Origin of the sequence: Psychroserpens damuponensis (assembly GCF_000826655.1) — a bacterium.
GTDB lineage: Bacteria > Bacteroidota > Bacteroidia > Flavobacteriales > Flavobacteriaceae > Psychroserpens > Psychroserpens damuponensis.
In genome coordinates this window covers 70901-96360 of sequence record NZ_JXJO01000010.1, presented here as the reverse complement: position 1 = coordinate 96360, position 25460 = coordinate 70901, and the positions used below count along the sequence as shown (strand labels likewise).

General features: G+C 33.6%; 22 protein-coding genes. 13 read left to right on the top strand and 9 right to left on the bottom strand.

Annotated elements, in window-relative coordinates; genetic code table 11:
• Positions 1-6: 6 nt before the first annotated feature.
• On the bottom strand, positions 7-723 hold the full coding sequence (locus tag TD29_RS04710) for a tetratricopeptide repeat protein (RefSeq protein WP_040279265.1): 717 nt from the start codon (positions 721-723) through the stop codon (positions 7-9).
• A complete protein-coding gene (locus TD29_RS04705) occupies positions 723-1268 on the bottom strand; it encodes an RNA polymerase sigma factor (RefSeq protein ID WP_040279264.1) in 546 nt (181 codons plus the stop codon). Before TD29_RS04705 ends, TD29_RS04710 begins: the two co-directional genes overlap by 1 nt.
• A 115-nt stretch (positions 1269-1383) precedes the next feature.
• On the opposite strand from TD29_RS04705, the gene TD29_RS04700 reads away from it, so the two are divergent.
• The 8 genes from TD29_RS04700 to TD29_RS04665 all read left to right on the top strand — a co-directional run bounded on the left by TD29_RS04700 (position 1384) and on the right by TD29_RS04665 (position 11437).
• Entirely contained in the window at positions 1384-2802 is a 1419-nt protein-coding gene (locus TD29_RS04700) for a hypothetical protein (protein WP_040279263.1), read from the top strand.
• A 23-nt stretch (positions 2803-2825) separates the two neighbouring features.
• A complete protein-coding gene (locus TD29_RS04695; RefSeq protein WP_161792598.1) occupies positions 2826-4364 on the top strand; it encodes a T9SS type A sorting domain-containing protein in 1539 nt (512 codons plus the stop codon).
• A gap of 9 nt (positions 4365-4373) precedes the next feature.
• Complete coding sequence (locus TD29_RS04690; protein WP_040279259.1) at positions 4374-5015, top strand: hypothetical protein; 642 nt, start codon at positions 4374-4376, stop codon at positions 5013-5015.
• A 12-nt stretch (positions 5016-5027) separates the two neighbouring features.
• On the top strand, positions 5028-5597 hold the full coding sequence (locus TD29_RS04685) for a hypothetical protein (RefSeq protein ID WP_152611465.1): 570 nt from the start codon (positions 5028-5030) through the stop codon (positions 5595-5597).
• Positions 5598-5602: 5 nt separating this feature from the next.
• Positions 5603-6082 carry a T9SS type A sorting domain-containing protein gene (locus TD29_RS04680; protein WP_084203389.1) on the top strand — a complete coding sequence of 160 codons (480 nt, stop codon included), beginning with the start codon at positions 5603-5605 and terminating at the stop codon, positions 6080-6082.
• A 2-nt stretch (positions 6083-6084) separates the two neighbouring features.
• Entirely contained in the window at positions 6085-7644 is a 1560-nt protein-coding gene (locus tag TD29_RS04675) for a hypothetical protein (RefSeq protein WP_040279254.1), read from the top strand.
• A gap of 117 nt (positions 7645-7761) precedes the next feature.
• Positions 7762-10569, top strand: coding sequence for a CHAT domain-containing protein (locus TD29_RS04670; RefSeq protein ID WP_152611464.1), 2808 nt, complete (start codon positions 7762-7764; stop codon positions 10567-10569).
• 61 nt (positions 10570-10630) lie between these two features.
• Entirely contained in the window at positions 10631-11437 is an 807-nt protein-coding gene (locus TD29_RS04665; protein WP_040279252.1) for a hypothetical protein, read from the top strand.
• Positions 11438-11439: 2 nt separating this feature from the next.
• On the opposite strand, the gene TD29_RS18460 is transcribed toward TD29_RS04665, so the two are convergent.
• The gene (locus TD29_RS18460; RefSeq protein ID WP_161792597.1) at positions 11440-11592 is read right to left on the bottom strand and encodes a hypothetical protein; all 153 of its coding nucleotides are present in this window, start codon (positions 11590-11592) and stop codon (positions 11440-11442) included.
• Between the two features lie 208 nt (positions 11593-11800).
• Here TD29_RS18460 and TD29_RS04660 point away from each other — a divergent pair, with 208 nt between their 5' ends.
• On the top strand, positions 11801-12058 hold the full coding sequence (locus TD29_RS04660; protein ID WP_040279250.1) for a hypothetical protein: 258 nt from the start codon (positions 11801-11803) through the stop codon (positions 12056-12058).
• Positions 12059-12159: 101 nt separating this feature from the next.
• The gene (gene dcm / locus TD29_RS04655) at positions 12160-13404 is read left to right on the top strand and encodes a DNA (cytosine-5-)-methyltransferase (RefSeq protein WP_040279248.1); all 1245 of its coding nucleotides are present in this window, start codon (positions 12160-12162) and stop codon (positions 13402-13404) included.
• Here dcm and TD29_RS04650 read toward each other — a convergent pair.
• Both TD29_RS04650 and polA read right to left on the bottom strand, forming a co-directional pair.
• Positions 13377-14141 carry an Eco47II family restriction endonuclease gene (locus TD29_RS04650; RefSeq protein WP_040279247.1) on the bottom strand — a complete coding sequence of 255 codons (765 nt, stop codon included), beginning with the start codon at positions 14139-14141 and terminating at the stop codon, positions 13377-13379. The genes dcm and TD29_RS04650 overlap by 28 nt on opposite strands.
• A gap of 41 nt (positions 14142-14182) precedes the next feature.
• Positions 14183-17035, bottom strand: coding sequence for a DNA polymerase I (gene polA / locus TD29_RS04645; protein WP_040279246.1), 2853 nt, complete (start codon positions 17033-17035; stop codon positions 14183-14185).
• Between the two features lie 124 nt (positions 17036-17159).
• On the opposite strand from polA, the gene TD29_RS04640 reads away from it, so the two are divergent.
• Positions 17160-18092 carry an isoaspartyl peptidase/L-asparaginase family protein gene (locus tag TD29_RS04640; protein ID WP_040279245.1) on the top strand — a complete coding sequence of 311 codons (933 nt, stop codon included), beginning with the start codon at positions 17160-17162 and terminating at the stop codon, positions 18090-18092.
• A gap of 153 nt (positions 18093-18245) precedes the next feature.
• Here TD29_RS04640 and TD29_RS04635 read toward each other — a convergent pair whose 3' ends face one another.
• Complete coding sequence (locus TD29_RS04635; RefSeq protein ID WP_040279243.1) at positions 18246-19106, bottom strand: cyanophycinase; 861 nt, start codon at positions 19104-19106, stop codon at positions 18246-18248.
• Between the two features lie 105 nt (positions 19107-19211).
• Here TD29_RS04635 and cphA point away from each other — a divergent pair, with 105 nt between their 5' ends.
• Positions 19212-21851, top strand: coding sequence for a cyanophycin synthetase (gene cphA / locus TD29_RS04630; protein ID WP_040279242.1), 2640 nt, complete (start codon positions 19212-19214; stop codon positions 21849-21851).
• Between the two features lie 75 nt (positions 21852-21926).
• On the opposite strand, the gene TD29_RS04625 is transcribed toward cphA, so the two are convergent.
• Positions 21927-22199 carry a hypothetical protein gene (locus TD29_RS04625; RefSeq protein WP_040279241.1) on the bottom strand — a complete coding sequence of 91 codons (273 nt, stop codon included), beginning with the start codon at positions 22197-22199 and terminating at the stop codon, positions 21927-21929.
• A 324-nt stretch (positions 22200-22523) separates the two neighbouring features.
• On the bottom strand, positions 22524-22796 hold the full coding sequence (locus tag TD29_RS04620) for a hypothetical protein (protein WP_040279240.1): 273 nt from the start codon (positions 22794-22796) through the stop codon (positions 22524-22526).
• Between the two features lie 172 nt (positions 22797-22968).
• On the opposite strand from TD29_RS04620, the gene TD29_RS04615 reads away from it, so the two are divergent.
• The gene (locus tag TD29_RS04615; RefSeq protein ID WP_040279239.1) at positions 22969-24381 is read left to right on the top strand and encodes an aldehyde dehydrogenase family protein; all 1413 of its coding nucleotides are present in this window, start codon (positions 22969-22971) and stop codon (positions 24379-24381) included.
• 57 nt (positions 24382-24438) lie between these two features.
• Here the strand turns inward: TD29_RS04615 and TD29_RS04610 are convergent, their stop codons facing one another.
• On the bottom strand, positions 24439-25446 hold the full coding sequence (locus TD29_RS04610) for a N(4)-(beta-N-acetylglucosaminyl)-L-asparaginase (protein ID WP_040279237.1): 1008 nt from the start codon (positions 25444-25446) through the stop codon (positions 24439-24441).
• Positions 25447-25460: the final 14 nt, after the last annotated feature.

Below are 25460 nucleotides of genomic sequence, written 5' to 3'. Positions count from 1 at the left end.
TATAGATTAGTCTTCTAGATATTTTAAAAGCGCTTTTCTGTCTTTAGCTTTAAAAGTAGATGCTCTTGTATTCAATGTATTTAATTGTGCTTTAGCATTTTCATAATCTTCATGTTTTACATAGATTAATGCAGTGTACCAAAGCGATTCGTTAGTGTAATCAAAATCAATTTGATTTAAAATTTTAAACTGCTCTAATGCCAGTTCGTATTTTGCTTGATTGAGCAAAGATGAGGCGTAATAGAAACGAATACTAGGGTTTTTAGATGTTTGTAATAACGTTTTAAATTCATTTTCTGCGGTTTTGAAATTGCCATTTTCATAAGCTACAAAAGCAACATTTTTGATATTATTTCCTGATGTTCTTGTAATTGGTTGATAGGTGTTTTGTGCATGATCAAAATACGAATTAAACAATTGATCACCAGAAGGTGTACTCAATAAGTTATAAAATAAACCGAACACAATAATACTAGCAATCGCGAGATATAAATAGCGATTAAAATTTGATTTTTTATGAGGATTTTCTTGGGTGTCTAATTGTTGAAAATGCTTTTTTAATGATTGTGCTTCTGAAATTTTAAATGCTACAGACATGTCTTTATAAGATTGAAATTCTGCTTTAAATTCTGCATCTGTTTCCAATAAACGGACAACTTTAGCCTGATCATCATCTGACAATCTATGTGCTATATAATCTTGTATGAGTTGTTCGGTATCCATTAGTTCACTTTAAATAAAGATTTTAAATGTTTTAGGCATCTCGATTTATGACTTCTAACAGTATTAGCATCTTTATAATGGGTTAAATTCACAATATCTTCAATAGTTAGATTTCTGTAATAAAATAAATTTAGCACCTGCTTACAGGTTTCTGATAGTTTACTCAATTTTATAGCTAAAGCCAATTGGTTTTTAGAGGGTAAATCTTGTTCGATATCAATTTCAGTATACTCATCGTTTTCAACTTCTACTCTAAGTAAGCGTTGGTTCTCTTTTAATTTTTTAAATATTTTATTTTTTCCAATACCAAAAAGATACGTCTTAATGGTACTACTTTTTAATTCTAACTGCGACGTTACAAAATTTTGATGCAAAGCAATAATTGAGTCTTGATATATATCTAAAACATCAAAAGTTTCTATGTCATAGCGTTTGGCGTAGTTTAAAAATTCGTGCTTATAACATAGATACACTTCTTCTAGAGCCTTCTTATCATCTGCTCTGAGTCGTATTTGTAAATCGTTGTCGCTAAGCGTGTTTTTCATTTAGTGATCTAGAAGATGTAAACATTAACAAAAAAACAAATATAATTTTTTTTAAAGTTTTTGTTAATGTTTCTAAAGTTACAAGAACTAAAGGTGTAATCAATTTATAAAATCAATGAAAACACTTTTAAAATATGTTATAGTATTTATGCTATTTTTTGCTGTTCAGCCTGTTGAAGCGCAATTATTAAAAAAGCTAAAAAATAAAGTTGAAAGAAAATTAGAACGAAAAGCCGAAGAGACCATTGATAAAACCATCGATAAAACTATTGATGATGTCTCATCTGAAAATAAAAAGGATACACCGAAATCTTCCGAAGAGACTAAAAAATCAATAGAAAACTCAGATCTAAATGTGGATTATGGCGATGTTATTCTTACACATTCTAACACATTTGGAGCTGTTCAAATTTCCGAAGTAGGAAAAATAAAAGCAACACAAACCAATTCAGAATGGCGTATTAATGGATCTTGGTGGTCTCACGATGCTGATATTCATGATGGATTTGTACTTACTATACCTACTGAAGACAATTTAAGACACGATATTAAATCGGGTCAAGATAATATAAAGCGAAGTTTTAAAATCCCTGAGGAGGCTACGCTCAAATTATCTTACGATCCAGATTTGTTGCATTATGAAGATAATGGAGACGATTATAGAAAAGCAGTTTCAGATAATTATCAAAGCTATAATGTGTCTAAAGGACAGGTGACTATAGATGTGCTAACCGAAGGTGATATTCAAATTACGTTTGAAGGAAAAGTAAGTTTAAGAAAAATTAAAAGGCAAAGCCCTTCTTCGGAAACCTATACAGAAGCCTATTTTGAATCTACAATTCAAGGTGGTATTGATGCCAAGAGTCCTGAGTTTTTTAATCAAACATCTATTTCTGATAAGGAAGAAACGAATGACAACGTATGGAGTGGTGCGGGAAATCACGAAACTTCAATAACGGCAGTTCCAGGAGTATATCAATTTAATGTCGAATCTAAGGTGAAGGTGACTAACATGGATGATGCTAATGAAACCTTCTATATGTCTTATTTATTAAACCCTAATGAAAACTATATGGGACTAATGGTTGATATGAGTACGTACTCTAATGAAGAGATGGCAGGTGAATCTATAATCGTTATGGATAGTGGTAATTCTCACATTTTTGTTGATACTCAGGGTATGAAAATGCAAATGTCACAAAATATGATGGGTGGACAAGACATGCAAAACCCTACAGATCAGATGACGAATTACGATTATTCAAAAATTAAGAAAACAGGGGAAACAAAAATGGTTTTAGGGGCTACATGTTATGAGTATGTGATGTCAGACAGTGATGTTACAATGACGCTTTGGGTGGCACCAGAAATTAATTTGCCTAATTGGTTTGTTCAAAATGATGAGGTGCTTCAAGGGCATATTATGGAATATATGATTACATCTAAAGATGGTAATATGAAAAGCGAAACCATTGCAATACATGATAATATCCAGAAGACTATCAATCCAAAGGATTATAAAAAGATGTTTTAACCCAAATTTAAAATCTAATGATTATGAATAAAATTCTACTACCATTTATTTTGCTGATACCAGTATTTTGTTTCTCTCAAAATTTTAATGTACCAGATACAAATTTTGAACAAGCTCTAATTGATTTAGGGATTGATACAACATCACCAACAAACGCTATTGATGGGCAAGTGAACCTTTCTGCAGCAGTTACGGGTTCTTCTGTTTTAGATCTCACTGCAAAAAACATTTCAGATCTCACCGGAATTGAGAATTTCACCAGTTTAGAAGAGCTTGACTTAGATCATAATTTGCTAACAACAGTTGATCTTTCTAATAATGTGCAATTAGAGTGGTTGTCGGTTTTTAATAATAATCTTACCCAACTTGATGTTAGTGCGCTCTCAAATTTAGAGCAATTGCATTGTAATTCAAATGCGCTTACAACTTTGATTTTGCCTGTTGTGTCCTCTTTAACATGGCTTGATTGTGGTTCAAATGAATTGAGTTCTGTCGATTTTTCAAATTCTAGTGTACTCGACATATTAGAGTGTCAATTTAATACTTTTGAAACTTTAGATTTAAATGGTTTAGTGTCATTAACCGATTTAAATGCTAATAATTGCAATATCGAGACCGTTATTTTAAACACTGCTACTGCGTTAGAGGATATTGATTTAGCGTATAATAATTTAAGGTTTTTGGATGTTACCAATCAGACTAATCTATCAAAGCTCAGATTAAAATCTAATGATTTGGTGAGTTTAAATGTTCAAAATGGAGCAAATACACTCATGAATACCGGTAGTAAGTTTGATATACTATATAATCCAGATTTAACATGTGTTCAAGTCGATGATGTCGTATTTAGTACCAATACATGGACGTGGTTAGATTCTCAAACGTATTATAGTACAAGCTGTATGCCAGAGAATAATGATTGTGTAGACGCTGTTTCTATTACTTTAGGACAAGATACAATAGGAACAACTCAAAATGCTACAGAAAACGTAAGTAACAACCCTAATTGTCAAGAATCTGGTATTACCATTTTAGATGTTTGGTATCAATTTATTGCTCCAACTTCTGGGAGTGTAACGATGACCATTAACGCACCACTTTTAACTGGTAAAATTGCTATTTACGATAATTGCAGCGCAATGAGTTCTTTGGATTGTGCAGCAGATGAACTGCAAATAAATAATTTGAATGCAGGTCAAACATACTATTTAGAAATTTGGTTAGAAACGTCTGAATCAGGAAGAGCGTCAATTCAAAATCAAGAGGATAATTTTGTGCTTAATGTTGAAGATACTTCGGTGTTATCTTTAGAGAGTATAGCACATGTACCCAATGAAATAAAGCTATTTCCTAATCCTGCAAAAGATAATGTGACTATCACTTCTAATGAATTTATAGATAGCTACAACATATTTGATCTTACAGGCAAATTAATTGTGTCTGCATCTCAATTACAACTTTCTGAATGTTTTGTTGATACTTCTGCATTTTCAAGAGGAGTGTATTTAATTGAAGTTACAACTCAGCATTCTACAATTACAAAACGATTATTAATCAATTAAAAATTACAGATGAAATTACAACAATTATTATATGCTATACTGTTTACAGTGCTATTAATCTCATGCAATGGAGATAAAAAAGTCGTAGATGTTTCACAAATGACTGACACGAGTTTTGTCAATAAAAATTTCAAAGGTAATCTTATTAATTATTCGGAAGATATGAGTGCTTGCGAATCTATTTCTGCAAAAGACATAGCGTCGATGTATAACGTTTCAGAAGATAAAATTGTTATTAATGACATTACCAAAACGGATAGAAGACAACCAAATTCGCCACCTTCATGTATGTTTTACATAAAAACAGGTGATAATGATTTTGAGTGGTTAAGAGGGTCAATGAGTATTCAACCTGAAATTAAAAAGAATGATACTGCTTACGAGATTGCTAAAGCTGTTGGTAATGGCGAAGAGTGGGAGGAGGCTTGGGCTCTAAATAAGTCCATATCTAAATCTTCGGAATGGATTAAAGATATGGGAATGGCAGCTGTTTGGAATCAAAAAAAGGTGGAGCTTAAAATTAAATTTAAAGGGTACAACTTATCTATTTATCCTATAAAAAACAGTTTAAATAAAGCTGAAGTAGCAAAAAATAGAGATTATAAAAGTGTGGCTATCGCCATGGCTAAGGCTTCAAGATTCATAAGATAAAATTAGACTTCAATGAAAATTATAAAGAATATACAACTGTTATTACTTACGGTTTTAATGGTTACTTCATGTGGCCAGAATAAGGAAACTAAAAACGATATTAATTTAGGAGACGAACCAGCATTAGCGTCTCAGTCGAAAACAAAGGCTATAAATATAGCGTCAATAAAGGAGAAACTATGCAATGATTTTCCTGAAGATTTAATTTTAAAGTATAATCCTGACGGTAAAAAAATAGAAATAGAACCAATTGATGATGGTTCTGGTGGGATTTTGGGTTGTAAAGTAAAGTTGTTTTATGGCGAAAAAGAGTATGAATTTTGGGAAGGCTTGGTTGCTGCTAATATCAATAACATGGAAGATCCATTTTGGCAATATAATCCAGAGCGCAACCCTTCATTATATCAGGAAGTTGAAGGTTTAGGAGACAGAGCTGTTTTTATTGGTAATATGTTTCAGTTACAAATTTTAAAAGGAGGTGTGATGTATAATATTACGCCACCAAATCGAGGTCGTACAACAAATACTGGAAAAGAAACGAAAGCTATTGCCATTGAAATTGCTCAATACTATAAAATTTAAAATAGATGAAATCAATTATAACATTAGTATCTCTAATACCTGTGATGATGACTTTGAATGCGCAAAGCGTTAACAAACAGGTGATCGCTTCGATGGGTAATAGTGTTAGTAATTCTAATTATCAAATTACTAATACGGTAGGTGAAGCTATTATTGGGCCAAAAATGAACGCTATAACCATTAATCAAGGGTTTTTAGCAGGCATTACAAATACAGCCACCTTATCTACTAGCACATTTGTAACAGATCATTACATAAAGGTGTATCCAAATCCGGTTGTTGAAACCTTAAACATTGATTTAGAAGATGCTACCAAGGTTACTTTGACAATTTATGATGTCACTGGAAAAAAAATACTTAGCGAAATACTTAGGAGTTCTAAATCGAGATTTTATATGGGCGATTTCTCTAAAGGGGTTTATCTAGTGCAACTTTATTTTAATGATAATCAAATTAATAAAACATTTAAAATCATAAAACAATAACGATGAAAGCTAAACAAAACGTAACCATTATTTTTTTGTGCTTAGTTTCTATACTAACCTACGCTCAAGAATTTCAAAAGAACCATATAAATTATCAGGGAGTTGCAAGTGACGATCAAGGTGCTGCAATGGCAAATAGCTCATTGAATATACAAATAGCACTAAAATTTGGTAATGCTAACGCAACAGCAAGTTATATAGAGAATCATGCTGTTACAACAGACGGTAACGGACTTTTTAATTTACAAATTGGAGATGGAACTTTGGTTAGTGGTAACTATGATACGTTAAGTTGGGGCACAGAGGCTTCTTTTTTAACCATAAGTTTAAATGGGTTAGAAGTTGGTACTTCAGAATTTGTTGCAGTGCCCTTTGCGCTAACTAGTGCTGATAATCAATGGAAATCTGCTGGCAATAATATCCAAAATAAAAATACCGGAACAGTTTCAATAGTAAACGATTTAGAAATTGGTAACAACTTACAATTGTCGGTAGGAACAAGTATTAATGAGTTTTCTACAGATGGAACACTTACGGGTAATAGTGATTTGGCAGTACCTACAGAACAAGCTGTAAAAACTTATATAGATAATATAACATTGAACAGTAATGTGAGTATAAATGATCTTTCTGATGCTAGAACCACTGCAGGTACTTCTGTTTTTTTAGGAAATAATGCAGGTGCACAAGCATCAATTTCAGATGGTCTTACTAATGTTGGTGTTGGAGTCGATGCGCTTTCTCAACTTACTATTGGTTATGCAAATACAGCTGTAGGATATTCTGCGCTTCACGACAATACAGGAAATAGCAATACAGCCATTGGAAATAATTCACTCTCTAGTAATACTTCTGGCTCCGGAAATGTTGCTTTAGGTTATGATGCAGGCAGATATGAAACAGGTAGTAACACTTTATACATCGCTAATTCTTCTACCGAAAACCCACTAATTTATGGTGAGTTTGATACTCAAACTTTAAAGTTCAATGCCACTGCAGAAGCGAGTAGCTTATCACATGGTGTCGATCTAATTTTGGGAGGTTCAGGAAGTGATTCCGTAGGAGATAATGGTATTATGTCTTCAGACCCTCTATATTCTAGTAGTGATATTTTTATGTTAAGTAATGATGATATTTTTATACGTTTAGATAATAATGATGATGAGGATTCGCAATTTGCAATTAGATCTGGAGAAGGAGTCACCATATTTGAGGTTAATGAGAACGGTGATTCTAAAATTAATGGAGAACTACAAAGGCCATCAACAGGTAATGCTAATTTAGTACCCATTGCCTATGGAACCATTAACGATGATGGAACCATAATCAATGGTACAGGAAATTTTACGGCAAGTTTAGATGCAGCCATTTTTACGATATCGGTAAATGATGAGAATTTAACATCTGCAAATACAGTGTGTTCAATTACACCGCGTTCTTTGCTGCCTAGAACGGCATCTTTCGAGTTTTCAGCGAATAACGATTTGTTAGTGATTACTTACGATTCTGACAACAATTCATATACACCAACAGATTTTCAGTTTGTAATTTATAAGCTGTAATGCATGATTCACATTTTGTTTAGGATTTAAGTTTTAGCATAAAAACAAAAAAAATAGTATTATTACTTATTCTTAATGGTTTAAGTGTGAGGTCTTAAACTTTAAAACACGAAGTCATTGTTTGTTTTCAAAATTAAATTTAAGTCTGTTGTAGTACTTTTGTTATTACTCTATTCTTGCGTTTATGCGCAAGAAAACCCCAAAGCTAATGCGCTTGATAGTATTTATGCTTTGCAAGGAAAACTTTATAAAACTAAAGATTATAAAGCTATTATCGATTTAAGTGAAGTGGCAAAAGCAATTGAGCTAAAAAATGCTCAAGACAGTATAACTTTTGCAAGAATTACGGCTTACATTGGTTATGCGAACAATAAATTTGCTAATTATTTTGAGTCTATTGAGGGTTTTGAAGCCGCTTTACAATACATTCCAAGTGAAAAAAGTCCAGGTGTTATTAATACCAATTATAATATTTTATACGACTTGCTCACTAGATATTATAGTTTACGACGATATAAAAAAGCGCTTTCAGTAGCAAAAAAGGCAGAGCAACTACTCGATGATTACGATTATATTAGAGCCAGTAGATATACGTGGCTTTATCAAAGAAAATTTAGAATCTATTCTGCTCTAGGTTTCTATGATAAAGCTGCCATTGAGGTTGAAAAAATTAAACAAAAGTTAGAACCAATTAGCAATGAAACTGATGAAGCCATGCGATATGGTTGGATGCGTTACTATAGGTCAAGTTTAATACTAAGCTATAACGAAGCTTTAAATTTAAAGGAAAAAACTAGTGCTTATGTTAGTGAGGTGATTCCGTTAAGCGCAAATATTGAATTCAATTTATCAAAGCTAGATTCTGTTTTTGATACGACTGAATCATTACAACATCCTAAAATGCGAAGTCAGTTTTCTAACCTATCGCTTTATATAGGAGCTTTGTATTATGTGGCTGATTTTCACAAAGAATTTGAAGATTTAGACCGTTCTCTAATACTCATTAATAAAGCAATTAGACTTTCAGAAATTGCAAATGAACCTGATAGAAATGTTACCGAATATTTAAGATTTAAAGCCAATGTTTTAAATGAAATGGGCCAAACCCAACAAGCTATTGTGCTCATTGATAGTATAAAAACCACCTATAACAGTAACAGTTTTCACCTTAATGACCTCTATGAATTTAAAGGTGATATGTATGCTAGAGCAAAACAATTAGATTCTGCATTGCATTATTATTCTAAAACCTTGAAATTTATTCATAATGCTGAAGAAGCGCTTCAAGACAACTTTAAAAATTTTGAATCGCGACATCAATTCCCGAATGACTGTGAGCAAATAGACCGAATGAGTTATATGTTGTTTACACATTTTAATCAAGACTCCGTTGCTATTAAGAAAGCACGAATTTTAAATAACCTTGCGTATAATGAATTTGTTGAAAATCATAAAGATTTAAACTTAAGCATTGGAAATAAGTTGTTGTATAACAGAATCATAGAGTGTAGATTAGAGCTCAATAAGAATAATTTTAAAGACAAGCAGACCTTTGTTTCTAATCTTGAAAATATAAGCAATCGTTTGGCCTGGCAAGCCTTTAGCCAGAGTAGAGATGTTGTGAAATTACCAATTATTGATTCGCTAGAACACATAGAATTTCAAATTAGAAAGCAAATTGTTAAGGTGAAGCAAGAGCGTAACCAGAAACAAGAAGACTCTTTAAAACGTGTACTTCAAGATTATAAAGACCATGTTAATGCTAAATTTCCAACGATTTCAGATTTTACACAGAGTAATTTTGACATCACTTTTTTTCAAAAACTATTAGGTGCAGATGAAATCGTTTTAAAATATTTATTCTTTTACGATCAGTTTGTCGTTTTTCAAATTACTAAAGATGCCATTGAATGGGAATTGAAACCTTGGACTAAGGCTACAAAAAATTTACTCAATGCGCATTTGGAGTATCTCAAAAACCCAAATAGTCAGTTCGAGTTAAACCCAGAGCTTACAACATTATTAATTCCGAAGAAAGCTTTAAAATATAACTCGTTAACCATTGTTCCAGATACACCTATTTACAGTTTACCGTTTGAAACGTTAAGCTATAACTCTAAGTATTTAATACAAGACAAAGCCATTCATTATTCCTCACATTTAAGATTTGCATTTTTTGAAAGCGAAGAAAACACCAATACCAAAGCCAAGGCGACGATTTTTGCACCAGAATATCCTAAAGGCGAAACACACTTGGTGACTAGAAACAGTTCGGTATTTTTAGAAGGAGCGCAAAAGGAAGCCAAAGTGCTCGAAACGCTTTTTGATTCGGACGCTTTTATTGGTAACACTGCAACAAAAGAGAATTTTATAACTCATAAGTCTAAAGACAATATTTTACATCTTGCTATGCATGCGTCATTAGATAACGATGAGCCTGTATTTAGTTATTTTAATTTCTCAAATGACGAGAAATTATTTTTAGAAGAGCTTTATGGCTTAAATATACCAGTAGATTTAGCCGTTTTGAGCGCCTGTAATACAGCAGTAGGAAAAGAAGATGGTTCTTTAAGTATGGTGTCTTTACATCGTGCTTTTAATTTCTCTGGAGCCAAAGCAGCAGTAGCTAGTTTATGGGAAGTGCCAGATGCTACAACGAGCGAAATTATGATTTCTTTCTATAAACATTTAAAAGACGGTAAAACAAAATCGGTTGCGTTACAACTCGCAAAACAAGAGTATTTAACTAACATTGACAATCCAAAATTTAAACACCCTTATTATTGGGCTGGTTTTGTAGTTTATGGAGATGATAGTGCAATACACAATACGGACTCAAGTTCATATTGGTTTGTGTTGATACTACTACTTGCTGTTGCAGTGATTGCCTTGGCAGTAAGAACTGTTAGAAAGAAAACAGAGTAGAAATCTCAGTTATATGCTCGCATCATATGTGAAGTCGTAATATTTTTTTTATATTACTATTATGAAAAAACTACTACAATTAGCCAACGTTGTTGCATTTGTTTGCGTTATCATCATGAACTATGTTTCTAACACAGGTGTGTTAAATAACACAACCATTGGTGAAGTCTCTAAGCAATACAATACTTTATTTACACCAGCAGGCTATGCCTTTTCTATTTGGGGAATTATTTATATACTAGTCTTAGGATTTGTTATTTATCAAGGTCGAAGCCTATTTGTAAATGTTAGAGACGATGCTTTTGTACTTAAAACAGGTTGGTGGTTTGTATGGTCTTGTGTTGCTAATATATTATGGATTATCACCTGGATTTATGGTTATACGCTGTTGTCCTCTGTCTTTATTTTTATGCTGCTATTTTCTTTAATTCAAATTGTGATTAAAAACCGCATGGAATTGGTAGACGAACCCATTTCTGTGATTGTATTTTTATGGTGGCCGTTTGTGTTTTATAGCGGTTGGGTTACGGTTGCAAGTATTGCAAACGTTTCAGCGGTTTTAGTAAAATATAATTGGGATGGTTTTGGATGGTCTCCAACGTTTTGGACTGTTACACTCCTTATTATCGCTATGATCATAAATTTAATAATCACCTGGACACGTAACATGCGTGAGTTTGCACTCGTAGGTGCTTGGGCTTTAATAGCAATTTACGTAGCTAATAGCGATGGTAATACGACTGTAGCTTATACAGCAATAGGTGCTGCTGCCATTTTAATATTGAGCAGTTTTACACATGCTTTTAAAAATCGAAAAACAAATCCTGCAATTAAATGCATGGAGTATTTTAAAGCGAGAAAAAGTTAAATTTACTTTTCTAGTTGTTTGTTTTTAGATTTCTCATCGTTATTGGTCTTTAAAGCATAGGCCAGAATACCAACTTCTAATAGTAAAATAGCAATTTTGGCTTTCTTACTTTTGGTCAACGTACTTGTTAGTCCTAATAGTTTTGTGATGATCATAATGTGTGTTTTTGATTTATCACAAATTAGTAATTAATGATTTTTTAGTTTGACTTGAATGGGTAATGTTTTGACTTGATTGGGTGAAGTGATGGTTGTTTGTCAAAACTCATTAGAATGCCTTAAAGAAATTAAAATGCTACACATTGTATGTTGACTACCATTTGTTTAACTGGTATTTTTGTAAAAACATATAAACAATAATATTATGAAACCAAGTAGAAGAGGTCAAATAGCGAAATTTCAGACACGAAAAGAGTGTGAGAATTTAGAAAAATTATATGTGATTGTTGAATACCTAGAAGATAACGGTCTTGGTATATCGATAGCTAAGTTACAATTAGGTAATTCAGGTTTAAAAATTCCTCCAATTAGTTATGCTTTGGTTGAAGATTTAGAAGTTGATGATGTTCAAACTGCACAGTTAGATTACTATTTAAAGTATGGTGATCATGATTTGTTTTAATAAATGCCTTGCTAATTTAATGAAAATAAAAATTTTCAAATTTTAATTAAAAATTAATATTTCTTTCATAAATTTGTAACCAATAAGTAAGGTTGCATAACATGGTTATTAAAAATTATTATTCTATTTCTGAAGCTGCTGAATTATTAGGTAAAACTACTGATACTTTACGAAGATGGGATAAAGATGGAAAACTTCCAGCTTTAAGAGAGCCAATAAGTAAGTATCGAATATACAAAAAAGAAGATGTTAATAATCTAATAAAACCATTATTTGATAATCTTGAAGAAGTCGTTGATAATTCTGAAAAACCAATTAGAGAATTTAAAGTTTTAGAACTATTTGCTGGAGCTGGTGGCTTAGCAATTGGTCTTGAAAAAGCTGGGATAAAATGTGCTGCTTTAAATGAAATAGATAAATGGGCTTGCCAAACGTTGAGAGAAAACCGTCCTAATTGGAATGTTTTGGAAGGAGATATTAAAACTTTTAACTTTCAAAAATTTAATGGAGAAGTTGATATCGTTACAGGCGGTTTTCCTTGTCAAGCTTTTAGTTATGCAGGAAAGAAATTAGGTTTAGAAGATGCAAGAGGAACTTTATTTTACGAATTTGCTCGTGCAGTAAAAGAGGTTAAACCACCAATTTGTATTGGAGAAAATGTTAAAGGCTTACGCTCACATGAAAAGGGTGAAACTTTAAAAGGAATGTTGTCAATTCTTGACGAAATTGGCTATAATGTTGTTCCTGTTCAAGTTTTAAAAGCTATTAATTATAAAGTGCCACAAAAGAGAGAAAGAATAATTTTAGTTGGTATTAGAAAAGATATAGATATTAAATACGAATACCCAAAACCTTATCAAACTATTTATAATTTGTCTGATGCATTAAAAAAAGGGAAGTTATATGATTCTGACGTTCCTAAGTCTGAAGGTTCAAAATATCCGAAACATAAAAAAGAAGTTTTAGATTTAGTACCACCAAGAGGTTATTGGAGAAATTTGCCTTTGGATATTCAAAAGGAATATATGGGTAAAAGTTTTTATTTAGGAGGAGGGAAAACAGGAATGGCAAGACGTATTGGTTGGGATGAACCAAGTTTAACTCTAACTTGTAGTCCTGCACAGAAGCAAACAGAAAGATGTCATCCAGATGAAACACGACCTTTTACAGTTCGTGAATATGCTCGAATTCAAACATTTCCAGATGAATGGAAGTTTATGGGTTCAATTTCTCAACAATACAAACAAATAGGAAACGCAGTGCCTTGTAATTTGGGTAAAGAAATTGGTTATTCTATTGTTAAGTTTTTGAATGATTACTATTCTAGCTTATCGAACCCTAAATAATAGCTGTAATTTTCAAAAGTAATTTCGTTGAGAATAGAACGCTTGCTCTCATTTGCACTTTCAGTAATTTCTTTCAATGCAGAATCTTTATTTCCTTTTTTAGCATCTTTGGTTTGAAGGAAATCACTAATAACCTTTGGTAGAACAGAATATAATTCGAATAATGCCTTTTCATTTCCTGTAATTAATTCATAAAATTTGTCTCCAGATATTTTATATACTCTACTGTGACTATATTCTTTTCCATTTATTTCTCCGAACCATTTTTCACAAAAACTTCCTTTTGCTAAAATTTGAACCCAATAACACTTTGCCTTTTTGTAATTATCCGCATAAGTCGCTAATTTTTGAAAAAGACTTTCAGATGAACTACTGTTCATCGTATTATGCTTATTTTTTATATCTGCAAATAAAGTGTCATCAATCGCTTTTATATCAAATCCACTAAGTTTTCCTATTTCATAACCATTAACACCTCCAAGTATTTCCTCATGAAAAGTTCCAATGGAGTTATTAATAGATTTATCAATTTGGCGATTAATCTCAGTTTTAATTAAAGTTTCCTCATCTAAATCATTGAATTTGGAATCAAAAGTTAACTTAATCGTATCAATTTTATTTTTGTAAAATTTTGATTTACTAATATTCGCTTTAGCTCTTTCATATGAATTGTATAGGTTCTCAATACAATTTAAAAGATGTTCGTCTGAAATGTAGTTTAGGTAAGTATTAGACATAAATTGTTATGTGTTTGTTTGACAATATAATAAAAGGTTTCCTAATGCGCCTCCAACCAATCACGACCAACACCAACCTCAACATCTAACGGCACATCCATCACAAAGGCATTTTCCATTTCAGTTTTAATCAAGGCTTTCATTTCCTCAAGTTCTGGTTTGTACACATCAAACACCAATTCATCATGCACTTGTAAGAGCATCTTCGTTTTAAAATTTCCGAGGGATAATTTATTATAAATATTAATCATGGCAATTTTAATAATATCGGCAGCACTACCTTGTATTGGCGCATTTACAGCATTTCGCTCTGCGGCTCCACGCACCACAGCATTACGAGAATTAATGTCTTTTAGGTAACGACGTCTGTCTAAAACCGTTTTTACATATCCATGATCGCGTGCAAAATCGACTTGCTCACTCATATAGGCTTTTAGTTTTGGGTAGGTTTCGTAATACGTATCAATCAATTCTTTGGCTTCACCACGCGATAAATCGGTTTGGTTACTCAATCCAAAGGCAGACACACCATAAATAATCCCAAAGTTGACGGTTTTGGCATTACTACGTTGTGCTCTTGTCACTTCGGAAATTGGCACTCCAAACACTTTTGAAGCCGTTGAAGCATGAATATCTTCCCCATTTTTAAACGCCTCTATCATGGTTTCCTCTTGGCTTAAAGCAGCAATGATACGCAGTTCTATTTGAGAGTAATCTGCAGCAAGTAAAGTGTAATCATCATTTCTTGGTATGAATGCTTTTCGTACCTGTCGACCACGTTCGGTACGTATTGGGATGTTTTGTAAATTTGGGTTATTACTACTCAAACGTCCTGTGGCAGCAACAGTTTGCATATAATCTGTGTGCACACGATTTGTTGCTTCTTCCACTTGAAGAGGTAAAGCATCAACATACGTGCTTTTTAATTTGGCGAGCCCACGATATTCTAAAATATTTCTAATAATTTCATGCTCTTTGGCTAAAGCCGATAAAATATCTTCTCCTGTTTTGTACTGTCCTGTTTTGGTTTTTTTAGGCTTATCTACGAGGTTTAACTTTTCAAATAAAATAATACCCAATTGCTTTGGTGAGGCAATATTGAATTCTTCACCTGCCACCTCAAAAATTTTGGCTTTTAAATTGGTAATATCGGTCTCTAAATCTGCCGATAGTGAATTTAAAAAGGCTTTGTCTAAATTAATACCTTCCAATTCCATGGCAGCAAGCACGCGCAATAAAGGCACTTCAATATCATCAAATAATTTTTGGGTGTTGGCTTCACCTAATTCTGCCGTAAAATGCTGTTTTAATTGTAAGGTAATGTCTGCGTCCTCTACAGCATATTCGGTTTGTTTATCTACGGGAACGTCTCGCATTGAGAGTTGGTTTTTTCCTTTTTTGCCAATCAACTCTGTGATAGATACAGGTGTGTAGTTGAGGTAGGTTTCTGCCAACACGTCCATATTGTGTCGCATATCTGCATTAATTAAATAGTGCGCCAACATGGTATCAAACAGTTTACCTTTAACCTCTACGTTGTATTTTGCAAGGACTTTAATGTCGTATTTTAAATTCTGACCAATTTTCTCAATCTGCTCGTTTTCAAAAAATGGTCGCAATATGTCTATGAGTTTTTGAGCGTCTTCTTTTTTCTCCGGAAATGGGACATAAAATCCTTTTCCGGCTTCCCATGAAAATGCGATACCAACGAGTTCTGCGGTCAACGGATTTAATCCCGTAGTTTCTGTATCAAAACACACTGAAGTTTGATTCAATAGGTTTTTTACAAATAAGGTTGTAGCCATTCCTGGCGCAACACTTTGATAAAAATGCGATGTGTTTTCTATGGTTTTACGAGTAAACTCGTTTGTGGTTTGAGTAGTTGCACTACCTGAAGGTGAAGCTCCAAATAATGAAAATTGTCCTGCTCCTGCGTTTTCTGCTTCTTTTGGTGTTACTTTAGGTTTATTGTTTTCTGTTTTAGCAACGGTTGGTTGGGTAGTTGAGGTTTCCGAAGAAAATGTTTTTAAGAAATTATCTATTAAGCGTCTAAATTCTAAGTCCTGAAAAATTTCTGTAACTTTAGGAATATCAGGTTCAGACATTTCAAAATCTTTAGCATCAAACTCTACAGGAACGTCGAGCATAATTGTGGCCAATTTTTTTGAAAGTAAACCCAATTCTCCATTAGCTTCAACCTTTTCTTTCATTTTGCCTTTAAGTTCATGTGTATTGGCCAGTAAACCTTCCATAGAACCATAAGCTGCTAAAAATTTCTTAGCCGTCTTTGGTCCAACACCTGGTAAGCCTGGAATATTGTCACTTGCGTCTCCCATCATACCTAAATAATCAATGACTTGTAAGGGATCATTAACCTCAAATTTAGCTTTTACTTCTGGGATTCCCCAAGTTTCATAGCCACCACCAAATACAGGTCTGTACATGAAAATGTTTTCTGAAACCAATTGTGCGAAATCCTTATCTGGAGTCACCATATAGGTTTTATAACCTTCTTTTTCGGCTTTTTTAGCTAAGGTTCCAATAACATCATCGGCTTCAAAACCTTCTTTTACCATGATTGGAATGTGCATGGCTTTTAAGATTTCGTAGATGTATGGGACAGCGGTTTTAATTCCTTCTGGTGTTTCGTCTCTGTTGGCTTTGTAAGCTTCAAACATCTCTACACGATCGGCACTACCACCTTTATCAAAACACACGGCTAAATGATCTGGTCGTTCTCGTTTAATAACGTCTAAAAGTGAATTCATAAAACCCATGATTGCTGAGGTGTCTTCTCCTTTAGAGTTGATTCTTGGATTTTTTATAAAGGCGTAATATCCACGAAAAATTAGTGCGTAGGCATCAACTAGAAATAAGCGTTTTTGGTCTGACATGGTATGAATTTATTAGAAACTCAAAGCTACAAAAAACTTATTAGACCTAGCATATTTTTAAAACCTGACAGGTCTTTATTTCTCCTTTTCAAAGCGTATATTTGAAACCTAATAACTTAATGAAATGAACACATTCTCAATAGCGATCCATGGAGGCGCAGGAACTTTAGTAAAAGGTATGATGACGCCAGAATTGGAGGCAAAATATAAAGCAGATTTAAAACGTGCTTTAGATCATGGTTATGCCATTTTGGAATCTGGTGGAACAGCTATTGATGCTGTTGAAAAAGCGGTTCAGGTACTTGAAGATTCTCCTTTGTTTAATGCAGGAAAAGGCTCTGTATTTACCGCTACAGAATCTCATGAAATGGATGCCAGTATTATGGATGGGAAAACGCTAAATGCAGGAGGTGTGAGTCTTATTACCGGAATTAAAAATCCTGTGAGTTTATCTCGAGATGTAATGGAAAAAAGTGAGCATGTGTTTCTTGCCGGAGAAGGCGCTATGCAATTTGCAAAAGAATTAGATTATAAACTCGAAGAGCCTTCTTATTTTTATGATGAGTTTCGTCATAACCAATGGTTAGAAATTAAGGATACAGATAGTTTTCAATTGGATCATTCTACAAAAAAAGACAGCAAATTTGGAACCGTAGGTGCAGTAGCTTGTGATCAAAACGGAAATATTGCTGCAGCAACGTCTACTGGAGGAATGACTAATAAAAAATGGGGACGCGTTGGTGATAGTCCGATGATTGGAGCAGGCAACTATGCTAATAATAAAACTTGTGCTATCTCATGCACAGGAAGTGGTGAGTTTTTTATTAGAGGTGTTGTGGCTTATGATGTTGCTTGTTTAATGGAGCATAAAGGAATGAGTATTCAAGAGGCTTCTCATGAAGTGATTAATAAACGTATATTAGAAATTGGAGGTGATGGTGGTTTAATAGCTGTAGATGCTAATGGTAATATTGCTATGCCTTTTAATACGGAAGGGATGTATAGAGCGTGCAAAAATTCTCAAGGTTTAGAGCAGGTTTCAATTTATAAAAATTAGAGGCTTAGCGCAACATTGTGCTTATTAACTAACGGTTTAACACCATTGCAAAAACTGCGTTAGTGATTGTAGCATTTGTTGAAGCTCCTCGCAGAGAGCGACTTGCGAAAAGCACGACCTTTAGGTAACGCCAAAAATGTAAAAATAAAGGTATTAGATAAAAGGCTCCTCAATAGGTAGCACTTTTACTTTTTTATTGTTGATATGAAAACGGTCTCCATTTGATAAAATATGAGTACGCATATTGGTGAGAGACATTGGAGTGCCTTCATTGAGTACTTTGTGATTGTTATGTTTTAAACGTCTGCCATCAAAAATAATAACCATTCCTGAGCCAATAACGCTACACTTGCTATTTTTAATAATCATGCCAGTATCTTCAGCTAATCCAATACCAATTAATTTAGGGAATTGTGCAACAGCTTCAGAGATTCTACCAAAACGACCACGTTTGATAAAGTGAGTGTCAATAATTAATCCAGGTACCAAGCCTAAACCTTTGTACATGTTAACTGCGCCTTTAATAAATGATTCTGTAGCGCTTCCGCCTGCAATCATTTCTTTAGACATCATCATGGCACCTGCACTTGTACCTGCAACTACAAAGCCTTTTTCGTTTTTATAACGGTGTTTTATGATGTCATGAATTTTAGTGCCTCCAATTTTATTTGAGATTTTAGATTGATCACCACCAGAAAACATGATGCAATTAGCTGCTTTTATTAAATCTATAGACGATTGTTTTTTAGAATCTTCTTTACTTCTAATATCTAAAACGGTAACATTTTTACAGCCTAAAGTCGTAAATGCTTCTAAGTAGTTGTCTCCAACTTCTACAGGAATACTAGATGCTGTAGGGATTACAACAATATTGGCTTCTATGCCTCCAGCTTCTCTAACCACATGAAATAAAATACCCTCATCAATAAACTCTAAGGTGTATTGTTCATTGTCTTCTATTCCTTTATCTTCATTTCCACCAATAGGAATTAATGTTCCTTTATTCTTCAGCATAAAAATCTTTCTGTAGTTTAAATATTGGACAAAAATAAACTAAATTTTCTATTGAAAAATGCTATATTTATAATCTTTCACAATAATTAAACTATACCAACTAACATGAAAATACGCGAAATAAATGCCATGAGAGGACCAAATTATTGGTCTGTAAGACGACATAAACTTATTGTAATGGTTTTGGATCTTGAAGATATGGAAGAGAAGCCATCAAATAAAATAGATGGATTTCCTGAACGTTTAAAAGCGATGTTTCCAACGATGTATTCTCATCGTTGTTCTGAAGGTTGTGAAGGTGGTTTTTTTATGCGTGTTGATGAAGGCACTTGGATGGGTCATGTTATTGAACATATTGCATTAGAAATTCAAACCTTAGCAGGAATGGATACTGGCTTTGGACGAACTCGAGGTTATGGAGAAGAAGGCGTTTACAGTGTTGTATTTTCTTATATGGAAGAAAATGTAGGTCGCTTTGCGGCAAAATCTGCAGTTAGAATTTGTGAAGCCTTAATAAATGGAGAGACCTATGATTTAGAGGAAGATATTCAAGAAATGCGAGAATTAAGAGAAAGCTCGCGCTTAGGACCAAGTACAGGTTCTATTGTTGAAGAAGCTGAATCTCGAGGTATCCCTTGGATTAGACTAAACAAATACTCATTATGTCAATTAGGGTATGGTGCTAACCAAAAGCGAATTCAAGCCACTGTAACTAGCGAAACGAGTAGTATTGGTGTAGAATTGGCTTGTGATAAAGAAGATACTAAATATCTTTTAGAACAAGCCGAAGTTGAAGTGCCAAAAGGCGATATTATTAGACGAGAACGTAGTTTAGAAGAAGCTTGTCGTTATGTTGGATATCCGTTAGTAATTAAACCCATAGATGGAAATCATGGACGTGGAATTACTGTAAATATTCAAAATTATGATGAGGCTTTGGTTGCGTTTCATCATGCTAAAGAGAGTTCTAAAAGTGGTGCAATAATTGTCGAAAAATTCATTATTGGTGAAGATTATAGATTACTTGTAATTAATAATAGATTAGTTGCAGGAGCCGTTAGAACACCAGCACATGTTATTGGAGATGGGGAATCAACGATTCAAGAATTAATAGATACGGTAAATAGTGATCCTCGTCGCGGGTTTGGACATGAAAATGTATTGACTAAAATAACAACAAACGAGTTAACACAAACCATTATAAAAGATGCAGGTTATACTTTAGAATCTGTAATTGCCAAAGGTGAGCGATTGGTATTAAAAGATACAGCAAATTTAAGTACTGGTGGGACAGCAGAAGATATAACCGATATTATACATCCTGCAAACGTTAGTATGGCAGAACGTATTTCTAAAATTATCGATTTAGATATTTGCGGAATTGACATCATGACCACAGATATTTCTAAACCATTATCTGAAACTGGAGGAGCTGTTTTAGAGGTTAATGCTGGGCCAGGATTTAGAATGCACTTAGCGCCAACATCTGGATTGCCACGTAATGTTGCTGCACCAGTTATTGATAAATTATTTCCTACAAAAGGAGAAACAGGTCGCATACCAATTATTGCAACATCAGGTACCAACGGAAAAACAACAACAACGCGCTTAATTGCACATATAGCTAAAATGAATGGCTATCGTGTTGGTTACACTACAAGTGATGGTGTGTATATACAAAACAGATTACTCATGACAGGAGATTGTACTGGTCCTGCAAGTGCTGAGTTTGTACTAAAAGATCCAACGGTGAACTTTGCCGTTTTAGAATGTGCTAGAGGCGGATTATTACGTGCAGGATTAGGATTTAAAAAATGTGATGTTGCTGTAGTCACTAACGTTGCTGCAGATCATTTAGGATTAAAAGGAATACATACCATTGAACAACTCGCCAAAGTTAAAGCGGTAATTCCTGAAACCGTGTTGCCAGAAGGCTATGCGATTTTAAATGCAGATGATGATTTGGTGTATGATATGCGACGTAATTTAGATTGTAATGTGTCACTGTTTTCTATGGACGAAGAGAATCCAAGAATAAAAGCATTACAACGTTTAAATGGTATTACTGCTGTATATGAAAACGGTTGGGTAACTATTTGTAGAGGCGAGTGGAAAATGCGCTTAATGAAAGCAGAAAACATTCCGTTAACCTATGGTGGAAAAGCCAAATTTATGATTCAAAATGTATTAGCAGCCGTACTTGCAGCACATGTTCAAGGCATTAGTATTGAAGATATGAAAGCGGGTTTAGAAACCTTCATACCGTCGGCAGCACAAACTCCAGGACGTCTAAATTTATTCGAATTTAAAGACTTTACGATTCTTTTAGATTATGCTCATAATCCAGCAGGAATGCGTGCGCTGCAAAAATTTACCGAAGAATTAGAAGCAACAGTTAAAGTTGGTATTATTGCAGGAATTGGAGATAGACGTATAGAAGATAATAATGAAATGGGTAGTATAGCTGCCGAAATGTTTGATGAAATTATTATTCGTCAGGATAAACGATTAAGAGGAAAAACAGAGGAAGAGCTCATTAAAATGCTAGATGATGGTATTAAGATGAAAGATCCCAATAAAAAAACCACTATTATTCCTTCGGAAAAAGAAGCCATCACACATGCGGTTAAAAATGCAGTAAAAGGATCGCTCATTATATTGTGTAGTGATGTGATACCTGATGCTTTAGATTTAGTTCAAGAATTTAAAGAGCTAGAAGCTAAAGGAGAATTAACTTTTGAGTAATGCTCTAAATTAAAAAAATGTCAAAAAAAAATCCGAAACTTAAGTTTCGGATTTTTTTTTTGACATATATAATGATTAGCAAAGCTTAACAGTCTTTACTTTAATTTGTAAACTTTTTCTATACGCTTTTATGCTAATAATTTCTGTACTTTTTTTTCTGTTTATTTTTAACACCTTAGCTTTCATTGCAGAACTAGCAGTAGTCTCTTGTTTTATAATTTTAGAGTCTGGCTGTTGTTCAATTACGGTTTCAATGGTATTATCGTTTTTAACTGCTTCATTAGATAGTTGTGCCATTGATAATAATGGTAATAATGTGAAGGCTAAAATTAATAATACTCGTTTCATAATCGTGGTGTGTTGTTTTAAACTCGCAGCAAAGAAACAACAACAAGAGACCTCATATTCAATATTTTAGTTTAAATGACTGATTTCTAGTTGAGTTGAAACCGCTGGTGAAAAAACACGATGAAATACACAATTATGGCTCGTAGCCCAATAAAAGCGTCTAGGGTGAACGGTTAAATTATACGGGTAACTTGTATGAATACACGTAGTTAAGTGAGAATAGTTAACAGTTAAATTTGTAAATGAATTACCTATAGAATCACAATAATGTTTGAAAAATAATCAAAACTCACATTTAGAAAGTTCTCCTTTTTTATGCTAAGATTAGCAAAGCTTAATAGTCTTCACTTTAATTTGTAAACTTTTTCTATAGGCTTTAATACTAATAATTTCAGTACTTTTCTTTTTGTTTATTTTTAAAACTTTTGCTTTCATTTTAGAACTAGTCGCAGTCTCTTTTTTAATATCTTTACCTAGTATTGTTTTTTCGATTATTGTTTCTACAGTATTGGTGTTTGTATTAACAGCATTTATTTCTTGTCCTATTGCAAGAAAAGGTAATGCTAAAAAGGCTAAAATTATTAATACTTTTTTCATAATCGTTGAGGGATTTGTTAATAAACAATAGTCAAAGAAACATAACTTAAGAGCTGATAATGAAAAAAATAGATAAAACGATTGGTTTTTAGTTGAGATGAACACGCTTGAAAAAAACATCGGTGAAATACACAAATATTGCTCGCAGCCCAATAAAAACGTTTAGGATTAAATGATAGATTATTCAGATAACAGGTATTTAGAACTTTTTGAGACTCAAAAATCGCATTATATTGAGATAGGTAATACAACATATAAAACGCGCATAAAAAAACTAAAACGTTTACAGGTTGCTTTAGAAACAACCTATAAGCAAGATTTGCGAGACGCTTTGTATAAAGATTTTAAAAAGCCTCAATTAGAAGTAGATCTCACAGAAATTTATCCTGTTGTTGATGAGATTAAGTTTATAAGTAAGCATTTAAGGTCTTGGCTTAGACCACAAAAAGTAGATACACCAATTGCATTATTGGGTGGTACCTCTAGAATTAAAAATGAATCTAAAGGTGTGTGTTTGATAATTTCACCTTGGAATTTTCCTGTCAATCTCACCTTTGGTCCATTGGTCTCTGCCATTGCAGCTGGTAATACGGTGATATTAAAACCTAGTGAGATGACGCCTCATACATCAAATGTAATGTCTAAGATAGTCACTGAACTCTTTAATGAGAACGAAGTGGCACTCATAGAAGGTGAAGTTGAGGTCTCACAAGAGTTGCTCAAACTGCCATTTAATCATATTTTTTTCACGGGTTCTCCTCAAGTAGGTAAAATAGTCATGAAAGCCGCTTCTAAGCATCTCACATCTGTAACGTTAGAACTAGGAGGTAAGTCGCCAGTTATTGTAGATGATACTACTAATTTAGATAAAGTGGTTAAAAAAATTATCTTCGGAAAATTTCTAAACGCAGGACAAACGTGCATTGCACCCGATTATGTGCTTATCAACGACACTATAAAATCGGAGTTTATAACTAGTTTTAAAAAGCACCTCAAAAATTTCTATACTGAAAACCCTTCTATGTCGCATTCCTTCGGAAGGATTGTCAATCAAAAACATTTTGAAAGATTACATGGGTATTTGGAAGACGCAAAGTCTAGAAACGCAGAAATTATTGTTGGTGGAATTGTTGAAGCGATAGATAATTATATAGCACCAACCTTGGTGTTTGATATTTCCGAAGATAGTGAATTGATGCAAAATGAAATTTTCGGACCCATACTTCCAGTAAAGACCTACACCTCAATACCTGAAATGATAACGTATGTCAACTCAAAAGAAAAACCTTTGGCGCTTTATATTTTTAGTAAAAACAAAAAGCGTATTAATGAGATTATAAATAATACAAGAGCAGGAAGTACGTGTATTAATCATAATCTATTACAATTCTTAAATCATAACTTACCTTTTGGAGGTTCTAATAATAGCGGAATTGGGAAATCCCATGGTTATTTTGGGTTTTTAGAATTTAGCAACCAACGCTCTATTTTAAAACAACATACCATTGGAGCTGTAGATCTATTGACACCTCCTTATACCAATGTTAAGCAGAAATTGGTAGATGTTACGATAAAGTGGTTTTAACTTCGTAGAGCTAAGTATTCAAAATTTCTGCTTTATAAACTTAAAGGTTTTCTCGTGTTAACCCTTATTAAAATAATCAGACTGTATTTGCTCATTTACGCCATCCTGAAACTTAGTCATACTAAACCATTGATGTATCGAGTAACTTCCCGTTTCTCCTTTTTTATTCACAGCAATGTAACCCACTTGAAAATCTTTAAAGTTACTATGAGGTTTATTAACAATGCGACCAATGGCTTCTTCACAAGCCTCTTGAGGTGATTTTCCTTGTCGCATGAGTTCTACGACTAAAAAGCTTCCAACGGTTTTTACAACTTCTTCTCCCAAGCCTGTTGCAACACAGCCTCCAATTTCATTATCTATAAATAAACCAGAGCCAATAATTGGCGAATCTCCAACACGTCCGCCTAGTTTATAAGCCAAGCCACTCGTTGTACAAGCGCCAGAAATGTCGCCATTTTTATCAATAGCGAGCATCCCAATTGTATCATGATTTTCAATATTAATAATAGGTTTGTATTTAGCTTCTACTTGCCATTTTTCCCATGCTTTTTTAGAAGCATCTGTAAGTAGATTTTCGATTTTAAATCCTTCGGAAATAGCAAATTGTTTAGCACCTTCACCAGCTAACATCACATGTGGTGTGTTTTCCATCACTTTTCTCGCTACCGAAACAGCGTGTGTTATATTTTGAAGATACACTACAGAACCACAATTACCATGTTTGTTCATAATACAAGCATCAAGAGTCACATTGCCATCACGATCAGGTAAACCGCCTTTACCAACCGACTGCCCTTTTTCATTAGCTTCTTCAACTCTACAGCCTTGTTCTACAGCATCAAGCGCGTTTCCGCCAGCTTGTAAAATCTCCATAGCCTTTGCAGTAGCATCTATAACATGCCAAGTTGCAATTACCATTGGTAATGTTGCTTTTTTTGAAGTTGGCGCCAGACTAATTTTTTTTTCTTCGGAAGGTGTATCTGCACAACCAACAATAGATCCACTTACAGCCAATCCAGCACTTGATAGTGCAGCGTTTTTAATAAAATGTCTTCTTTTCATAATCTATTGCCCAT